The organism is Micromonospora humi, from assembly GCF_900090105.1.
Taxonomy (GTDB): Bacteria; Actinomycetota; Actinomycetes; order Mycobacteriales; family Micromonosporaceae; genus Micromonospora; species Micromonospora humi.
In genome coordinates this window covers 112,580-129,259 of record NZ_FMDM01000008.1, presented here as the reverse complement: position 1 = coordinate 129,259, position 16,680 = coordinate 112,580, and the positions used below count along the sequence as shown (strand labels likewise).

Here is a 16,680-nt window from a genome sequence, read left to right as displayed (position 1 = left end):
GCCGTGTCCCGTCGTCCGTTGGCCCTAGCCGTCGCCGTACTCGCCCTTCTGGCCGGCGCGCCCACGCCTGCACGCGCCGATCCGGGGCCACCGGGTCTCACCTGGGGTGAGTGCGCCGACGACCTGCCGGGTGTCCCGCTCGACCCGGCCGTGCGGTGCGCCCGGCTCCGCCTGCCCGTGGACTGGGCCCGCCCGCACGGCCCGACGTTCGAGCTGGCCGTGGCGCGCCGGGCCGCGCGCGTGCCGGAACGGCGCGTGGGCACGCTGGTGTTCGGGCCGGGCGGCCCAGGTGACTCCGGGGTGGAACGCATCCGCAAGGGGGACCGGTTCAGCGACGAGATGCTCGACCGGTTCGACCTGGTCAGCTTCGACCCCCGTACGGTGGCCCGCACCGCCGCCGGAGTCTGCACGCCGGATCCGACGCTGCGCCGGCCGCCGATCCCCCTCGCCGACCAGGCCGACTTCGACGCCGCGGTGGCCTACAACCGGGCGCTGTGGGAGCGGTGCCGGCCGACCAGCGCCGTCTTCGACCACGCGGACACGTTGAGCACGGTGCGCGACCTGGAGGCGTTGCGGCGGGCGCTGGGCGAGCGTCGGCTGTCGTTCCACGGCAGCTCGTACGGCACGCTGCTGGGCCAGCAGTACGCCGAGCGCCACCCCGACCGGGTGCGGGCCGTGGTGCTCGAAGGTGTGTTCGACCACAGCCTCTCTGTGCGGCCGTTCGTGCGGACCCAGGCGGCCACGCTCCAGGACTCGTTCGACGAGTTCGTGTCCTGGTGCGACAGGTCGACCGACTGTGTGCTGCACGGCCGGGACGTCCGGTCGGTCTGGGCCGACGTGCTGGCCCGCGCGGACCGGGGCGGATACGCGCCGCGTACCTCCTTCGACGTCACGGCCGTAGCCCTCGGCATGCTGGCCGGTCCGCGCTGGCCGCAACTGGCGGCGGAGATCCGGGACATGGACGCCGGCGACCCACCCGACGAGCTCAGGCTGCCGATCGCGGTGGCCGCGTTCTGCGCGGACTGGCCGGCCGCCGTGCGCGACTACGACGAGTACGCCGGGCTGGTCCGGGAGGCGGCGGCCGTCGCGCCGGACGTCCGCTACGGCGCCGGGCTGCTGGCGGTGCAGACCTGCCTCGGCTGGCCGTCCCCGGTCCGGAACCCGCCGCACCGTCTGGGCGTGCACACCCGCACGCCGCTGCTGCTGCTCAACGCCCGGCACGACCCCCGCACCGGCTACGCCTGGGCCACGAACGTGGCGCGGCAGCTGGGTCGGCACGGGCGCCTGGTCACGTACGAGGGCTGGGGGCACGGCGCCTATGAACGCACCCCCTGCACGATCGCGGTGGTGGACCGGTACCTCGTCGACCTGACGGTGCCCGCCCCCGGCGCCCGGTGCGCGGAGGGCTGAACCGGGGACGGCACTCCTCCGGCGCGTCAGCCGCCCTCGGGCGGATCGAGGCGCACACCGGTGACGGCCTCGATCTCCGCCAGGCAGATCTCCAGCAACGGCATGTCGTCGTAGTTGCTGAGGACCACACCGACCCACCCGCTGTCGGGGTAGACGGTCCAGTTCGCGCCGACGCCGCCGGCCCCACCGCCGCGCCCGAACACCCACTGGTCACCGATGATCGAGACCGGCATCGTGTACGCGTCGAACGAGGTGGGCGCCGGGCCGGGCTGCTTCGCCGCGGCGAACAGTTCGGCCCAGGGGCGGTCGAGCAGCGTGCCGTCGCGCAGCGCGTCCGCGAAGCGGGCCAGGTCCGGCGCGGTGGCGAAGCCGTCGCCCGAGGCGTGCCCGATGAAGGCGCGGCCCGGGTTGCGGCCCTCGACGGGTGGCTCCACGCTGCCCCGGTCCAGGTGACGCACCGCGTCCACCCGGCTGCCGTCGGCCTGGCGCATGTACGGGTGCGCGATGTGCCGGTCGGTGAGCCACTGCGTCCTGGTGAAGAACCCCGAGCCGCGCATGCCGGCGCGGGCGAAGACGTGCTCGTCCACGTAGTCCCAGAACGTCAGGCCGGACACCACCTCGACGATCCGCGCCGCCATGGCCAGGCCGACGCCGGAGCCGGGGAGGTGGCCGTTGGAGCTGGACCCGGGCACCCCGACCAGCGTCGCCTGCCGGATCCACCACCGCTGGTATTCCCGCACCTCCGCCCGGCTGTGGAAGACCCGCGTCCAGTCGGGCATCGGCGCGTCCAGCCCGGAGGTGCCGACGAGCAGGTGGTGGATGGTCACCCGCTCGGCGATCTCCCGGGGCAGGCCCGGCAGGTGGGTGCCGACCGGATCCGACAGCGTCACCCGGCCCCGCTGCGCCAGTTGCAGGATCGCCACCGACAGGAACGGTTGGCTCGCCGAGGCGAGGTTGAACGCCACGTCCCGGTGGTTGCGGATCCCCCGCTCCCGGTCGGCCATGCCGTAGCTGCGGGACAACACCGTCCGGCCCCGGTACGACAGCAGCACCACGCCGGAGAACTTGTCCTGCGCCGCCAGCTCCGCCACGAACCGGTCGTACGCGCCGCCGGGTCGGGTGGCCGGCGGGATCCGGCCGGGCCGGGACGGGCCGGAGGTCGGGTCGGCCCGGGCGGCCTGAGCGTGGGCGGCGCCGGCGCCGACCAGTGGCGCGCCGGCCGCCACGCCGGCCGCCGCCAGCCCGCCCCACCCGAGCAACCGCCGCCGGTCGACGCCACGTACGGGATCCGAGTCCATGGTCACGGTCCTTCCTCATCCGGTCGTGTGGTCCGTGCCGCCAGTCAAGTGGGAGCGCTGTTGCGCCGACGTATGCGTTTCTCGATACATTCGCCGATCCCCCGCGGGCCGTGACGGTTCTCACCGCGTCACCCCGGCAGGTAGACGGCGTTGACCGGGTACGAGCGGTACCCATGACGTCGTCTCCCGAGGTAGCCATGAGCAGCGAGACCGGCCCCGTCGACCCGGCCCGCCTGCGGGCCGTGCTGGACGGGCCGTGGGCCCGGGTCCGCGACGCGCACCGCGAGCACCTCGACGAACGTTTCCTGCCGGTCTACGGCGAGACCGGCGACCAGGCGCGCGAGCGGATCAGCCGCCTGCTCGGCGAACTCCCGGTCGAGCTGGGCATCGGCGGCGGCTTCCCGAAGGAGTACGGCGGCGACGCCGACGTCGGCGCCTCGATCGTCGCCATCGAGATGCTGGCCCAGGTGGACCTGTCGCTGATGGTGAAGGCGGGCGTGCAGTGGGGCCTGTTCGGCGGCGCGGTCGCGGCCCTCGGCACCCGCCGGCACCACGACGCCTACCTGCGTGACATCATCGCGGGCCGGATCTTCGGCTGCTTCGCGATGACCGAGACCGGCCACGGCTCGGACGTCCAGCAGCTGCGCACCACCTGCGTGTACGACCCGCGGACGCAGACGTTCGACCTGCACACCCCGCACGAGGCGGCGCGCAAGGACTACATCGGAAACGCGGCCCGCGACGGTCGGATGGCGGTGGTCTTCGCCCAGCTGATCGTCGACGGGCGGCGGCACGGCGTGCACGCCTGGCTGGTCCCGATCCGCGACGAGCGGGGGGCCCCGATGCCGGGGGTGACCATCGGCGACGCCGGGCCGAAGGCCGGTCTGCTCGGTGTGGACAACGGGCGCCTCAGCTTCGACCACGTGAGCGTGCCGCGCGACATGCTGCTGGACCGCTACGCCCAGGTCGCCGCGGACGGCACCTACACCAGCCCGATCGAGAACGACTCCCGGCGCTTCTTCACCATGCTCGGCACCCTGGTCCGCGGCCGGGTGAGCGTCGGCGGCGCCGCATCGGCGGCCACCAAGGCGGCGCTCACCATCGCGGTGCGCTACGGCGACATCCGCCGGCAGTTCGGCGCCCCCGACGCCGACCGGGAGGTGCTGCTCAACGACTACCTGGCCCACCAGCGCAAGCTGCTGCCCGCGCTGGCCACCACGTACGCGCTGACCTTCGCCCAGGCGGAGCTGGTCACCGCGCTCAGCGAGGTGCAGGGCGGCGACGGGCCGGTCGACGAGCACCGGCAGCGGGAGCTGGAATCCCGGGCCGCCGGCCTGAAGGCCGCGCAGACCTGGCACGCGACCCGCACCATCCAGATGTGCCGGGAGGCGTGCGGCGGCGCCGGCTACCTGGCCGAGAACCGGCTGCCCAGCCTCAAGGCCGACACCGACGTGTTCACCACGTTCGAGGGCGACAACACGGTGCTGCTGCAGTTGGTGGCCAAGGGGCTGCTCACCGGCCACCGCGACGAGTTCGGCTCGTTGGACGGCTGGGGACGCGCCTCCTTCGTCGCCGACCAGGTCCGCGACATGGTGCTCGAACGCACCGCCGCGCGGGCGCTCATCGAACGGCTGGTCAGCGCCGTGCCGGGCCGCGACGAGGAGGTCGCGGTCACCGACCGCGGCTGGCAGCTCACCGTCTTCGAGGACCGCGAGCGGCACCGCCTCGACGGCGCGGTCCGCCGCCTGCGCAACGGCGCCGCCACGAAGAAGGACCGGCCCTTCGACATCTTCAACGACGTGCAGGACCACGTCCTCGCGGTGGCCGCCGCGCACGTCGACCGGGTGACCCTGGAGGCGTTCGTCGCCGGCATCGACGCCACCGCGGACCCGGCGGTGCGGGCGCTGCTCTCCCGGGTCTGCGACCTCTACGCGCTCAGCGTCATCGAGGCCGACAAGGGCTGGCTGCTGGAACACGGCCGACTCACCCCGGCCCGCGCCAAGGCGATCACCGCGGTGGTGAACGGCCTGCTGAAGGAGCTGCGCCCGCACCTGCGGACGCTCGTGGACGGCTTCGCGATCCCGGACGCCTGGCTGCACTGCGCCGTCCTGCGCGAGGAGCCCGACCGGCAGGAGGCCATGGCCGCGCACGACGCCACCGCGCGCTGACCGGCCCGCGCCCTCACCGGGCCAGCGCGAAGCTGACACCCCAGACCAGGGCGAGGCAGGCCGCGCCGACCAGCGCCGCCCAGAGCGCGCACCCCATGCCGTACGAACGGCCACCGGCGAGTTCCCGCTCGGTCGCCGCCGGCTCCCGGGTCAGCAGGAGGTAGCGGCCGGTCCTGGGCAGCGTGAGCGCGACGAGCCCGCCGTCGAGGATCACGGGCTGGCCGATCACGTGCAGTCCGACGCCGGCCGGCACGACCTGTTCGACCACCCGTACCGCGTCCACGCGCCTCGCCGCGTCCGCCGGGACCACTCCCCGGTCGACGAGGTGCTGGAGCCACCGGCCGTTGCGGCGATGGCTCGTGGTCTCCTCACTGACGACGGTCCGCACCGGCGTCGGACCGGCGTGCGCCACCGGCAGCCGGGTGGCCGCCCACATCGACAGGCGGGGGTCGGTGACGGACGCCTGGAGCATCTTCGCCGTCACGGCGGCCGTACCGGTGCGGTCGGCCACCCCGAACGGGTCGCCCGCGGACCGTTCCCAGAGGATCTCGGTGTGGGTGAGACCGGGGTCGCCGACGCTGCGGGTGGAGTACACGAGCGTGCGGAACCACACCGCCTCGGTGCCGGACAGCGGCGCGACGACCGACCCGTCCGGGCCCGGCACGGTCTCGCCGTACACGGCGAAGCGCCGGGGCAGGCCGGTGCCGGGGCGCAGCGCGGCACACGGCGACACGGGATGCCGGCGGACCCACCGGCGCTGGCGACCCTCCGACACGGCCAGGGCGAGCAGGACCGGCGCCAGCACCAGCATCGCGTAGCCGAAGAATCCGGCGACCCCGATGACGACCGTCAGGAAGGTCACGGGGCCAGGGTAGACATCGACCGCCAGCGCGACGCCGGAGGTTTTCCCCCGGCCGGAGTTGGGTGCTGGCCTCGATGTTCGCCGCGCGTGCCGCTCGTAGCGTCGGACTGGTGAAGGGCCGCCGGTCCGGTGCGGCCCCCGGTCGCCCAGGAGTCGTCCATGATCCGGAGAATCCGCTCAGCACTGGTCGCGTCGCTGCTCGTCGGCGCCGTGACGATCACCGCCGCGACACCGTCGTCCGCCGCGCCACCGGCCTCGTCGGGAACCGACCGACCGGCTCGGCTGATCCTGCCCGCGCCGACCGGTCCGTACCCGGTCGGCACGACGGAGCTGCACCTGGTCGACCGCTCCCGCACCGATCCGTGGACGGACGGTCCACGGCGCCGGGAACTGATGGTCAGCCTCTGGTACCCGGCCCGGGACGTCGACCGCTTCCCGCGCGCGCCGCACATGTCGCCCGGTGCGGCGGCGCACTTCGGCGGCGCCGACGGCGCCGCGTCCGGCCTGTACGGCATCCCGGCCGGGCGGGTGGACTTCGCCGCGACCCGGACCGGCGGCCACCGCGACGCGCCGGTGGCCCGGCACCGCCGGCCGTTCCCGGTGCTGCTCTACTCCCCCGGCGCCGGTGACCCGAGAACCTGGGCGACCACGCTGGTGCAGGACCTGGCCAGCCGCGGGTACGTGGTGGTGACCGTCGACCACACCTACGAGGCGTCCGAGGTGGAGTTCCCGGGCGGCCGGGTGGTGCCCGGCCGGCTGGCGCAGCTGTTCGAGGAGGCCCAGCAGCCCGACGACTTCCAGCGGCTGGCGGCCCGGGTGTTCGACGTGCGGCTCGACGACACCCGCTTCGTGCTCGACGAGCTTGCGGCCCTGGACCGCGGGACGAACCCGGACGCGGAGGGACGGGCGCTTCCCGCCGGCGTCGCCGGCGCGCTGGACCTGCGCCGGACCGGCATGCTCGGCGTGTCCGCGGGCGGGCTCACCGCCCTGCAGGCGATGCGCGAGGAACCCCGCATCCGGGCCGCGGTCGACCTCGGGGGCAGCATCGAGTCACCGATCATCCCGGATCCGATCGGGCTGTGGCCGGTGGCCCGGCAGGGCCTGGACCGGCCGTTCCTGCTCGTCGGCGACTCCGGCACCGACCACCACCGGACGCCGTCGTGGACGATGCTGTGGGACCACAGCACGGGCTGGCGCGTCGACCTGCACCTCGCCGGGGCGAAGGGTGAGGACTCCTACAAAGACACCGTGCCGCTGCTCCCCCAGATCGCCCGGCAGCTCGACCTCCCCGACAGCTTCGTCACCGCGACGATCGGGCACATCGACCCGACCCGGGCCGTCCACACCGAGGAGACCGTCGTCGCCGCGTTCTTCGACAGGTGGCTGCGGGGCCGCGACGGTCACGTGCTGGACGGGCCGTCCCGGCGCCTCCCGGACCTCGTCTTCGTCCGTTGAACCAGGAGGAGCGGAACCGACGCGGATACCGGTAACCTTCGGGCGGCGGCCCCTGAGCCACCGCGACGACGGGAGGTGCTCCGATGACCGTGCTGGACGTCCGGAAGGTCGGCGACCCGGTGCTGCGCCGGGTCGCCGAGCCGGTGACCACGTTCGACGCGGAGCTGGCCGCGCTGGTCCGGGACCTGAACGACACCCTCGCCGCCGCGCGCGGCGCCGGCCTGGCCGCGCCGCAGATCGGCGTCGGCCTGCGGGTGTTCGCCATCAACCCGGACCTCCCCGGCAACGAGCGGCGACTCGACCACCTCGTCAACCCGGGCCTGGACTTCCCCGACGACGAGGAACAGGACGGCCCCGAGGGGTGCCTCTCCATCCCCGGGATCTACCTGGACACCAGGCGACGGATGAACGTGGCGGCGAGAGGCTTCACCAAGGACGGCGACCCGGTGCAGGTCGTCGGCGCCGGGCTGCTGGCCCGCTGCATCCAGCACGAGACCGACCACCTCGACGGGGTGCTGTTCATCGACCGGCAGGACCCGCGGGGTCAGGAGCGCATCCTCGCCACGCTCCGCGAGGCGGCCTGGGCCGACGCCCGGATCAGGACCAGCCCGCACTGAGGGCCGGTCCCGCCGTCCGGCGGCGGGCCTCGGTAAGTTCGCTGTCATGACTGACGACACGTTCCGCTCGGTGGAGATCGAGCGCACCGCCCTGGCGAGCTACACCGTCCGCAACGCCCGTGGCGGATCCCTCTCCATGGGCTCGGGCCAGGGCGACAGCTTCACGCCGGTGGAGCTGCTGCTGGCCGCCATCGGCGGGTGCACCGCCGTCGACGTCGACCACATCACCAGCCGCCGCGCCGAGCCGGAGAGCTTCTCCGTCGTGGTCAGCGGCGACAAGATCCGGGACGAGTCCGGCGGCAACCGGATGCGGGACCTCCGGGTGGAATTCACCGTGACCTTTCCCGACGGACCGGACGGCGACCGGGCGCGCGAGGCGTTGCCCCGGTCACTGCGCCAGTCGCACGACCGGCTCTGCACCGTCTCCCGGACGGTCGAGCTGGGCACCCCGGTCACGGTCGTCAACGTCGCCGGCCCTTCCGAGGGCTGAGGTGGGCGTGCGGCGGCGCCGGCCCGTGCGACGGCCGGGTGCCGCCCGCCCGACCGGTCAGGCGCCGAGCGCCCCACCGGCGGCGTTGAGGTAGGCGAGAACCGCGAGGACGCGGCGGTGGCCGCTGTCGGTGACGGCGAGGCCGAGCTTGGCGAAGATGTTGCCGATGTGCTTGTGGACGGCGTTGTCGGTGACGACGAGCTGCCGGGCGATGGCGGTGTTGTCGTGCCCCTGCGCCATCAGCGCGAGCACCTCTCGCTCGCGGGCGGTGAGGGCGGCGATCGGGTCGCCGGCACGGTGCACGAGCTGCGCGATGACCTCCGGGTCCATCGCGGTGCCACCGTCGGCGACACGGCGCAGGGCGTCGACGAAGCCGTCCACCCGGCTGACGCGGTCCTTCAGGAGATAGCCGACGCCGCCACCGGGGCTGGACAGCAGCTCGGCGGCGTACTGCTGCTCGACGTACTGCGACAGCACCAGGACCGGCAGGCCGGGGTGCTCACGGCGGGCCTCCAGGGCGGCCCGGATCCCCTCGTCGCGGAAGGACGGCGGCAGCCGGACGTCGACGATCGTCACGTCGGGTCGGTGCCGGCGTACCGCCGTGAGGAAACCGGCCGCGTCGTCGACGACGGCCGCGATCTGGAAGCCCGCGCGGCCCAGCAACAGCTCCAGGCCGGTGGAGAGCAGGACGTTGTCCTCGGCGATCACCACCCGCACGGCAGCTCCACGGTGACGGTCGTCGGGCCGCCGGTCGGGCTGTCGAGGTTCACGGTGCCGTCGAGGGCGAGCACCCGACGCCGGATCCCGGCGATGCCGGTGCCCCGCCGGTCGTCGGCGCCGCCGACGCCGTCGTCGGTGATCACCACCGACAACCGGTCGGCCGCGCGCCGGAGGCGTACGCCGGCCGCGCTCGCCCGGCTGTGCTTGGCGACGTTGGTGAGCGCCTCGGCGACGGCGAAGTAGACGATGGCCTCGGTGGCCGCCGGGACCCGCCCGAGGTCGCCGATGTCCAGCCGGGTCGGCACGCCGCAACGGCCGGTCACGGCGGTCAGCGCGCCGTCGAGGCCCCGGTCGGCGAGGATCGGCGGATACACCGTCCGGATCACCTCCCGCAGCTCGGTCATCGCCTCCTCGGTCCCTTCGTGCGCGTCCCGCAGCAGCTCCGCCACGAGCTGATCGTCGCGCGTCTCGCCGGCGAACGCCTGCCGCGCCACGGCGAGCCGCATCGCGATGGCCACGAGGCGGGCCTGGGTGCCGTCGTGCAGGTCGCGTTCGATCCGGCGCAGCTCCGCGCCGTGCGCGTCGAGCACGTCCGCGCGGGTGCGGGTCAGCACGGCGACCCGTTCGACGAGCTGCTCGTCCGTCGGGCCCGGCGAGGCCACCGCGAGACAGATCCGGGCGTGGGCGTCGGCCAGCGGCGGGAGGACGAGGTACGCCACGGCGGTGAGCACACCGATCTGCACCGGACCGAGGGTGAGCGCGGTCGTCCAGTCGGGCACCGGGACGTCGACGAAGAGCCGTGGCCGCTCCGGCGGGCTGAACGCCCACCAGAGGGGTGTCGCGATCACCGCGACCGCGATGTTGCCGACGCACAGCAACGCCGTCAGGCCGAGCGCCACCCCGGTCAGCACGTTCACCGGCAGCCAGAGCAGCGCGCGGGCGGTGTGGCCGGCCGGGTGGCCGGCGGGCGTCGGTGCCGACTCCGGCGCGAGCAGCCGTCCCGCGCGGTCCCGGTGCCACCCCGCCCAGAGCCGGGCCAGCCGTGGGACGCACAGCAGCGGCAGGGCGAGCAGCGTGGCGACGGCGGAGAACAGCGAACCCACCAGGTAGACGGCGGCGCGACGCGTCCGCGTCCACCGCCCACGTGGCACCTGCGGGGAAGCTCGCGACTCCGGCACGGTGCCGAGTCTGCCCGCTGCCGGCCACCGCGTCACTACAGCTGGCTGTACCTCCTGTCCGGTGGCACGGGGTATCGGTCCGGGCCGCCGGCGGACCTACCGTCGGACGGCGTGAGATCAACGAGAGATCCGTCGGAAGGCGGCGGCGCGCGCGCCGCGACGACCGGGACCCCGGCGTACGCGGTGCGCCTGGAGTCGGTGTCCAGGCGGTACCGATCGGGGAGGACCACCGTGCCCGCCCTGGACGCGGTGACGGTCGGGTTCCCGCGCGGCACGTTCACCGCGGTGATGGGGCCGTCCGGTTCCGGCAAGAGCACGCTGCTCAACTGCGCGGCCGGCCTGGACCGGCCGACCTCGGGCTCGGTCCGGCTGGGCGACCTCGAACTCGGCGGCCTGAGCGAGTCCCGCCTCACCGAGGTGCGGCGGGAACGGATCGGTTTCGTCTTCCAGGCGTACAACCTGCTGGCCTCGCTGACGGTCGAGGGCAACGTGACGTTGCCGCTGCGCCTCGCGGACCGCCGCGCCGATCCTGGGGTCCTGCGGGAGGTGCTCACCGCGGTCGGTCTCGGCGAGCACCACTCCCGACGCCCGCACGAGCTGTCGGGCGGCCAGCAGCAGCGGGTGGCGATCGCCCGCGCGTTGATCACCCGCCCGGACGTGGTGGTCGCGGACGAGCCGACCGGCGCGTTGGACACCCGCTCCGCCGCGCAGGTCCTGGCGCTGCTGCGGCGGGTGGTGGACGCCATGGGCCAGACGGTGCTGATGGTCACGCACGACCCGGTCGCCGCCGCGTACGCCGATGCGGTGGTCTTCCTGGCCGACGGTCGGCTCGCGGGTGAGCTGACCCGCCCCACCCCGGAGCAGGTCGCCGCGCGCCTGGCCCGGCGGAACGCCGGATGATCCGCCGGGTAGGACGGCTGGTTCTCGTGGGGGTGCCGCTGCCCCGCGACCTGTCACTGGCCTGGCGCACCGTCCGGGGCCGCCGGGGCGGCTTCGTCGGCTCCTTCGTCGCGCTCCTCGCGGGCTCGGCCCTGATCACCGCCTGCGGCACCCTGCTCATGTCCGGCCTCGGCGCCGGCGTGGCCCCCGAGCGGTACTCGGGCGCGGCGGTGGTCCTGGGCGCCCCGCAGTCCTTCCGGCTGGACGAGACGTCCGAGATCCGCTATCGCGAGCGCGTCACGCTGCCCGCCGGCACGGTCACCGCGGTGGCCGCGGTGCCCGGCGTCGCGTCCGCGATCGGCGACGTCGACGTGGCGATCGACGGGCTCGACGTGCCGGGTGACGCGGTGGACGGCGGCCTCGAACTCCTCGGGCACGGCTGGTCGGCCGCGGCGCTCGGCCCGTTCCGGATCGGCCAGGGCCGGGTGCCCGCCGGGCCCGACGAAGTGGTGCTCGACGCCGCGCTCGCCGACCGCGTCGGCGTGGCGCCGGACGCCACCGTGCGGATCGTGTCCGGCTCGGTGCCGTCGTCCTACCGGGTGGTGGGCCTCGCCGAGCCACCGGGGGACGGCTTGCGTCGTCAGTCCGCCGTCTTCTTCACCGACGACCGGGCGCGCGAGTTGTCCGGACATCCGCACCGGGTGGACGCCGTCGGCGTGCTCGCCGCGCCCGGCGTGACACCGGAGGCGCTCGCCGCACGGATCGGCGCCGCCGTGCCGGAGGCGGTGGTCCACACCGGCACGGGCCGCGGTGACGTGGAGTTCCTGGACGTCGGCGACGCCCGGACGCTCGTGGTGGAGACCGCGGCGTCCTTCGGCGGGACGATGGTGCTGATCGTGATGTTCGTGGTGGGCAGCACGCTGGGGCTGTCGTTGCGGCAGCGCCGCCGCGAACTGGCGCTGCTGCGCGCGATCGGCGCGACGCCCCGACAGATCCGCCGGATGGTCGGCGCCGAGATGACACTGGTGGCGCTGGCGGGCGCCCTGGTCGGCACGGTTCCCGGCATCGCGCTCGCGTTCGCGATGCGCGCGGTGTTCGTCGGTGCGGGCGCCATGCCGCCGGACTTCCCGATGCGGGTGCACCCGGCGCCCACCCTGGCCGCGCTGCTCCTCTGCCTGGTCGGCGCGAGGCTCTCCGGCTGGCTGGTCGCCCGCCGGGCGACCCGGCTCAGCCCGGTCCAGGCGCTCGGGGAGGCCGAGGTCGAACCGCCGAGGCTCGGCCGCCTCCGGGTGCTCGTCGGCGTCCTGCTCGTCCCGCTGGGGCTGCTGCTGACCGTGGGTGACGTCGCGTCGGCCGGCGACTCGGTCCCCGACACCGCGGCGAGCGCGGTGCTGGTGTTCGTCGCGGCGCTCGGGTGTCTCGGGCCGCTGCCGCTGCGTGGCCTCCTGCGCGTGTTCGGCCGGCTGCTGAACCCTCCGACCTCGGCCGGCGGGTACCTCGCCGGGGCCGCCGCGCGAGCCGGCTGGCGGCGGCTCGGCGCGGCCACCACGCCACTGGCCATGGGCGTGGCCCTGGCCGCCGTGCAGGTGTGCGGCGCCGCCACGTCCATCGCCGGCGCGCAGCGGCAGGTGGACGGCGGGCTGCGCGCCGACCGGGTGCTGACCGCGTCCTCCGGGATGGCGCCGCAGGTCGTGGACGCGGTGCGCGGCGCGGCCGGGGTCGCCGTGGTGACGCCCGTGGCGCGGACCCAGGTGCTCGTGACGTTTCCCGCCGAGGACGGCGTCAACACCAGGGTCTACGCGGCGCAGGGGGTCACCCCGGACGGGCTCGCGCGGACGATGGACCTGGCGGTGCTCCGCGGCGACCTCACGGGCCTGCGGGGCGAGACGGTGGCGCTGAGCCGCGTCGCGGCGCGGACCACCCGCGCAGAGGTCGGCGGGACGGTCGAGCTGCGCCTCGGCGACGGGACCGTGCTCAGGCCGCGGGTGCTGGCGGTCTACGAGAACGGTTTGGGCTTCGGCGACGTCACCCTGCCCAACGACCTCGTCGTCGCGCACACCACCTCGCGGGTCGACACCGCGGTGCTGGTCAGGGCCGCGGACGGAACAGGCGCGGCGGCGCTCGCCGAAGCGCTGCGCGACGCCGTACGGCCGTATCCGACCGTGCGGGTGGGGGGCCGCGACGCGTTCGCGACCGCGCCCGGCGTCGCCGGTGCGGGCGACTGGGCGCTCGACCTGATGTTCCAGGCCGTGCTGCTGGGCTATCTCGCCATCACCGTGGTCAACACGCTGGTGATGGCGACGACGGCGAGGGTTCGGGAATTCGCGATTCTGCGGCTCGTCGGCGCCGGCGCCGGCCAGGTCCGGGCGATGATGAACGGCGAGGCCCGGATCGTGATCGTCGCGGCGCTGACGCTCGGGTTGCTGGCAGCCGTTGCGCCGCTGGTCGGCTTCAGCCTCGCGCTGACGAGGTCGCCCGTCCCCGGCATCCCGGTCGGTGGCCTCGCCGCGATCGTGGCGTTGACGACCATGCTGTCCTGGGGTGCGCTGACGACAGCGACCCGCATCACGATGCGGCTCCCACCGGTCGAGGCGATCGGCGGTCGCGAGTGAGGCGCCCCCGCCGTCCTCCTCAGCGCCGGGGACTGCCCGGCCGGCCCCGACCGCTGCCGGAGGACTGGTGGCCGGCCCGCGCGGCCCGTACCACCGGGGCGTTTCCCGACCCGGGGCGGAAGTCCCGCGCGACGCCGGCGACCATCTCGTCGGGATCGCGACCGAGCTCCTGCCGGATGTGCGGCGGGATCATCTCCGACCTCGCCATCGCCGTCCGGACCTGCACCGAGCGGTCGTCGAGCAGGCGTCGCAGATCCGCCTCGTCCAGCCCGACCGCGAGCACCAGCGCGGCGCGGACGTCCACCACCGGGTCGCGGGCGAGGTCGCTGCGCTGGGCGGCGGTGGTGCGCGGGTTGCGGGCGAGCCCCTTGCGCACACGTGCGGTGCGATCGGCCATCAGGGCCGTGATCACGTCGGGGTCGTGGGTGTGGGTGGCGAGACGTTCCCGTACCTCCGGTGAGACGTCGTGGACCAGCCGCGCGGCCACCTCGGGCTCCAGCTCGCGCGTCTCCGCGAGGAGACCGCGCAGTTCCTTGTCGGGGGCCTCCGCCATCACCCGACGAACCGACTCGTCGCAGGCCGGGTTGCCGGCGACCGCCCAGCGGACCCACCGGTCGGCGTCCCGGACGAGTCGCAGGAGGTTGCCGACCGAGGTCGAGGGGTTCCTCGCCACGGCCTCCCGGACGTGACGGTCGTGGTCCCGGGTCAGCGGTCGCAGCGCCTGCGCCGGCGCGTCGGCGCGGGTCGCGACCGCCTTGCGGACCTCGGCCGACGCGTCGGACGCCAAGTCGATGAGGGTCATCTGCGGCGTGGCGGGATCCCGCGCGAGGGCGAGCCGAGCGTCGGCGCCGTCACCGGTCGCGTCGCCGACATGCTTCTGCTTTCCCATGAGCGCCATCATGTCACGGCCCGGTCCGGGAGCCGCGCGCCCCTGACCAGTGCCTCGACGGTGGGCGACGGGTCCACCGCGCGGCGTCGGCCGGTGGGAGGACCTATCGGGGTACGGCACGGAACCACGCCTCCCGGTCGTCGGGATCGGGCCCGCGCCGCGGCAGCGTCGGCGGCTCCTCCCCGGTGACCGGCGCGTAGTGGTCGAAGGTGGTGGTGAGGACGGCCGCACCACCGGTGAGGTCGGGAAGCGCGGCGACCACCTCCGGGATCCGCGCCGACGGCAGGGTGCCGCTCACGTCGAGGTACCCGCCGGCGACGGCGGTGTCCTGGACGACCGCTCCCCGCCGGCCGAGCAACGCCAGCACCGCCTCCACCGCGTGCTGCGGAAGGTTGACCTCGAAGCGCTCGATCGGCTGGCACACCCGGGTGCCGGCCGCGCGCAGCGCCGTGGCCACCACGACCGGGGCGAGGTTGCGGAAGTCCGCCGCCACGGTCGAGATGGACTTGTCGAACTTCTGGTGCGGCCTGCTCTGTCGCGGCCAGTACGTCGAGGCCGTCATGGTGACCGTGCAGTCGGTGACCGGCCAGCCGTGCCGACCCTGCCGGAACGCGGCCCGTACCCCCTCCTCGGTGGCCGCGACGAAGGCCGGCGGCAGCCGGCCGGGCTCGACACCGGCGCGGAACTCGACGCCGTGCCCGACCGGCGCGGCCTCGATGCGCAATCCCAGCCCCGCCAGGTACGGGTTGCCGCGCTCACGCACCCGCTCCTCGGCGCAGCCGACGCCGGCGACCCGTTCGATGCAGGCCGTCAGCGTGCCGGAGAACCGCACCCGGACGCCGTACCGGTCCGCCATGAGGGCGGCCAGCACCTCTTTCTGCACCTCGCCGTGCAGGCGGATCACCGCCTCCGACCGCTGCTCGTCGAGCCGCAGGTCCACCAGCGGATCCTCGTCGGCCAGCTCGGCCAGGCCGGCGAACATCGCCAGGCGCTGCTCCGGTTCGACCGGCTCGACGACCGCCTGCCTGGTCGGCGGCGGGAACCGGTAGGCGTGCCGCCGCGGCGGGTCCCCGATGTGCTGGCCGATCCGGGCGGACAGGCCGCGCACCGCGGCGATCTGCCCGGCGGACACCGAGGGGCGCACCAGGACGCCGTCCGGCTCGATGACCGCGATCTGGGTGACCGTCTGGGGGCGGGCCCCGGCCAGGCGCACCCGGTCCCGCACCCGCAGCTGCCCGGACCACAACCGGAGCCAGGCCCGCCGGCCCTGCCCGTCCCGGTCGACGGCGAAGACCGTCCCCGCCGGCGGGCCGTCCCGCTCCTCGCCGCGCGGCAGCAGGTCGGTGAGGAGGCGGCACAGCTGCCGTACCCCGGCGCCGGTGATCGCCGAACCGCACGCCACCGGGCTGATCCCGCCGTGGCGTACCGCGTTCCGGATCGCGCGCCGGACGTCGCGCACCCGCACCGGCTCGTCGGTCAGCCATCGCGCCGCGACCGCGTCGTCGACCTCCGCCACGGCCTCCACCACCGGTTCGGCGTCGAGGTCGACGGCGCGTACCCGGGCGTCGCCCGCGCCCTGACCGGCGACGGTGGTGAGCACGACGGGGCGGGCGCCGAGCCGCCGGCGCAGCTGGGCCGTGACCCGGTCGACGTCGGCGCCGCGGCGGTCCACCTTGTTGAGGAAGAACACCGTCGGTACGCCGATGCGGCGCAACGCCCGCCAGATGGCGACGGTCTGCGGCTGGACGCCCTCGACGCTCGACACCACGAGCACGGCGGCGTCCAGCACGGCCAGCGACCGCTCGACCTCCGCGATGAAGTCGGGGTGGCCGGGGGTGTCCAGCAGGTTGACGCGCAGGTCACCGATCGTGATCGAGGTGACGGCGGCCCGGATGGTGATGCCGCGCCGGCGCTCCAACTCCATCGAGTCGGTCCGCGTGGTGCCGGCGTCGACGCTGCCCAGGTGGGCGACGGCGCCGGCCTCGTAGAGCAGCCGTTCGGTCAGGCTGGTCTTTCCGGCGTCAACATGGGCGACGATTCCGAGGTTCAACAAGGCCAAGGCAGAACTCCACGGTAGGACGGTCCAGGGTCCGGGGCGTGGA

The 16,680-nt window shown here is 74.7% G+C and carries 13 protein-coding genes; 7 read left to right on the top strand and 6 right to left on the bottom strand.

What is annotated here, in order from left to right; translation table 11 throughout:
* Window positions 1-3 precede the first annotated feature (3 nt).
* Window positions 4-1,410 (top strand): alpha/beta hydrolase, encoded by a 1,407-nt coding sequence (locus GA0070213_RS16970; RefSeq protein WP_091064615.1) that lies wholly within the window; start codon window positions 4-6, stop codon window positions 1,408-1,410.
* Window positions 1,411-1,436: 26 nt separating this feature from the next.
* On the opposite strand, the gene GA0070213_RS16965 is transcribed toward GA0070213_RS16970, so the two are convergent.
* Window positions 1,437-2,708, bottom strand: coding sequence for a serine hydrolase domain-containing protein (locus tag GA0070213_RS16965; protein WP_091064612.1), 1,272 nt, complete (start codon window positions 2,706-2,708; stop codon window positions 1,437-1,439).
* Between the two features lie 197 nt (window positions 2,709-2,905).
* Here GA0070213_RS16965 and GA0070213_RS16960 point away from each other — a divergent pair, with 197 nt between their 5' ends.
* Window positions 2,906-4,876, top strand: a complete 1,971-nt coding sequence (locus GA0070213_RS16960; protein ID WP_091064609.1) for an acyl-CoA dehydrogenase family protein — start codon at window positions 2,906-2,908, stop codon at window positions 4,874-4,876.
* A 13-nt stretch (window positions 4,877-4,889) separates the two neighbouring features.
* Here the strand turns inward: GA0070213_RS16960 and GA0070213_RS16955 are convergent, their stop codons facing one another.
* Window positions 4,890-5,738: a hypothetical protein gene (locus GA0070213_RS16955; RefSeq protein WP_091064606.1), complete on the bottom strand. Its 849-nt coding sequence runs from the start codon at window positions 5,736-5,738 to the stop codon at window positions 4,890-4,892.
* Between the two features lie 159 nt (window positions 5,739-5,897).
* Between GA0070213_RS16955 and GA0070213_RS16950 the strand changes: the two genes are divergently transcribed.
* The 3 genes from GA0070213_RS16950 to GA0070213_RS16940 all read left to right on the top strand — a co-directional run bounded on the left by GA0070213_RS16950 (window position 5,898) and on the right by GA0070213_RS16940 (window position 8,300).
* Window positions 5,898-7,193, top strand: coding sequence for an alpha/beta hydrolase family protein (locus GA0070213_RS16950; protein WP_175441375.1), 1,296 nt, complete (start codon window positions 5,898-5,900; stop codon window positions 7,191-7,193).
* A gap of 83 nt (window positions 7,194-7,276) precedes the next feature.
* Window positions 7,277-7,810: a peptide deformylase gene (gene def / locus GA0070213_RS16945; RefSeq protein WP_091064602.1), complete on the top strand. Its 534-nt coding sequence runs from the start codon at window positions 7,277-7,279 to the stop codon at window positions 7,808-7,810.
* A 46-nt stretch (window positions 7,811-7,856) separates the two neighbouring features.
* The gene (locus GA0070213_RS16940; RefSeq protein ID WP_091064600.1) at window positions 7,857-8,300 is read left to right on the top strand and encodes an OsmC family protein; all 444 of its coding nucleotides are present in this window, start codon (window positions 7,857-7,859) and stop codon (window positions 8,298-8,300) included.
* A gap of 57 nt (window positions 8,301-8,357) precedes the next feature.
* On the opposite strand, the gene GA0070213_RS16935 is transcribed toward GA0070213_RS16940, so the two are convergent.
* Complete coding sequence (locus GA0070213_RS16935; RefSeq protein ID WP_091064594.1) at window positions 8,358-9,017, bottom strand: response regulator; 660 nt, start codon at window positions 9,015-9,017, stop codon at window positions 8,358-8,360.
* Complete coding sequence (locus GA0070213_RS16930; protein WP_245716427.1) at window positions 9,005-10,198, bottom strand: sensor histidine kinase; 1,194 nt, start codon at window positions 10,196-10,198, stop codon at window positions 9,005-9,007. The genes GA0070213_RS16935 and GA0070213_RS16930 overlap by 13 nt, the downstream gene beginning before the upstream one ends.
* Before the next feature lie 198 nt (window positions 10,199-10,396).
* Here GA0070213_RS16930 and GA0070213_RS16925 point away from each other — a divergent pair, with 198 nt between their 5' ends.
* Window positions 10,397-11,098, top strand: a complete 702-nt coding sequence (locus GA0070213_RS16925) for an ABC transporter ATP-binding protein (RefSeq protein ID WP_425412839.1) — start codon at window positions 10,397-10,399, stop codon at window positions 11,096-11,098.
* Entirely contained in the window at window positions 11,095-13,689 is a 2,595-nt protein-coding gene (locus GA0070213_RS16920; protein ID WP_091064588.1) for an ABC transporter permease, read from the top strand. Before GA0070213_RS16925 ends, GA0070213_RS16920 begins: the two co-directional genes overlap by 4 nt.
* Before the next feature lie 19 nt (window positions 13,690-13,708).
* Here the strand turns inward: GA0070213_RS16920 and GA0070213_RS16915 are convergent, their stop codons facing one another.
* Both GA0070213_RS16915 and GA0070213_RS16910 read right to left on the bottom strand, forming a co-directional pair.
* Complete coding sequence (locus GA0070213_RS16915) at window positions 13,709-14,578, bottom strand: hypothetical protein (RefSeq protein ID WP_091064581.1); 870 nt, start codon at window positions 14,576-14,578, stop codon at window positions 13,709-13,711.
* Between the two features lie 103 nt (window positions 14,579-14,681).
* Complete coding sequence (locus GA0070213_RS16910; protein WP_245716426.1) at window positions 14,682-16,628, bottom strand: elongation factor G; 1,947 nt, start codon at window positions 16,626-16,628, stop codon at window positions 14,682-14,684.
* Between the last annotated feature and the right edge of the window lie 52 nt (window positions 16,629-16,680).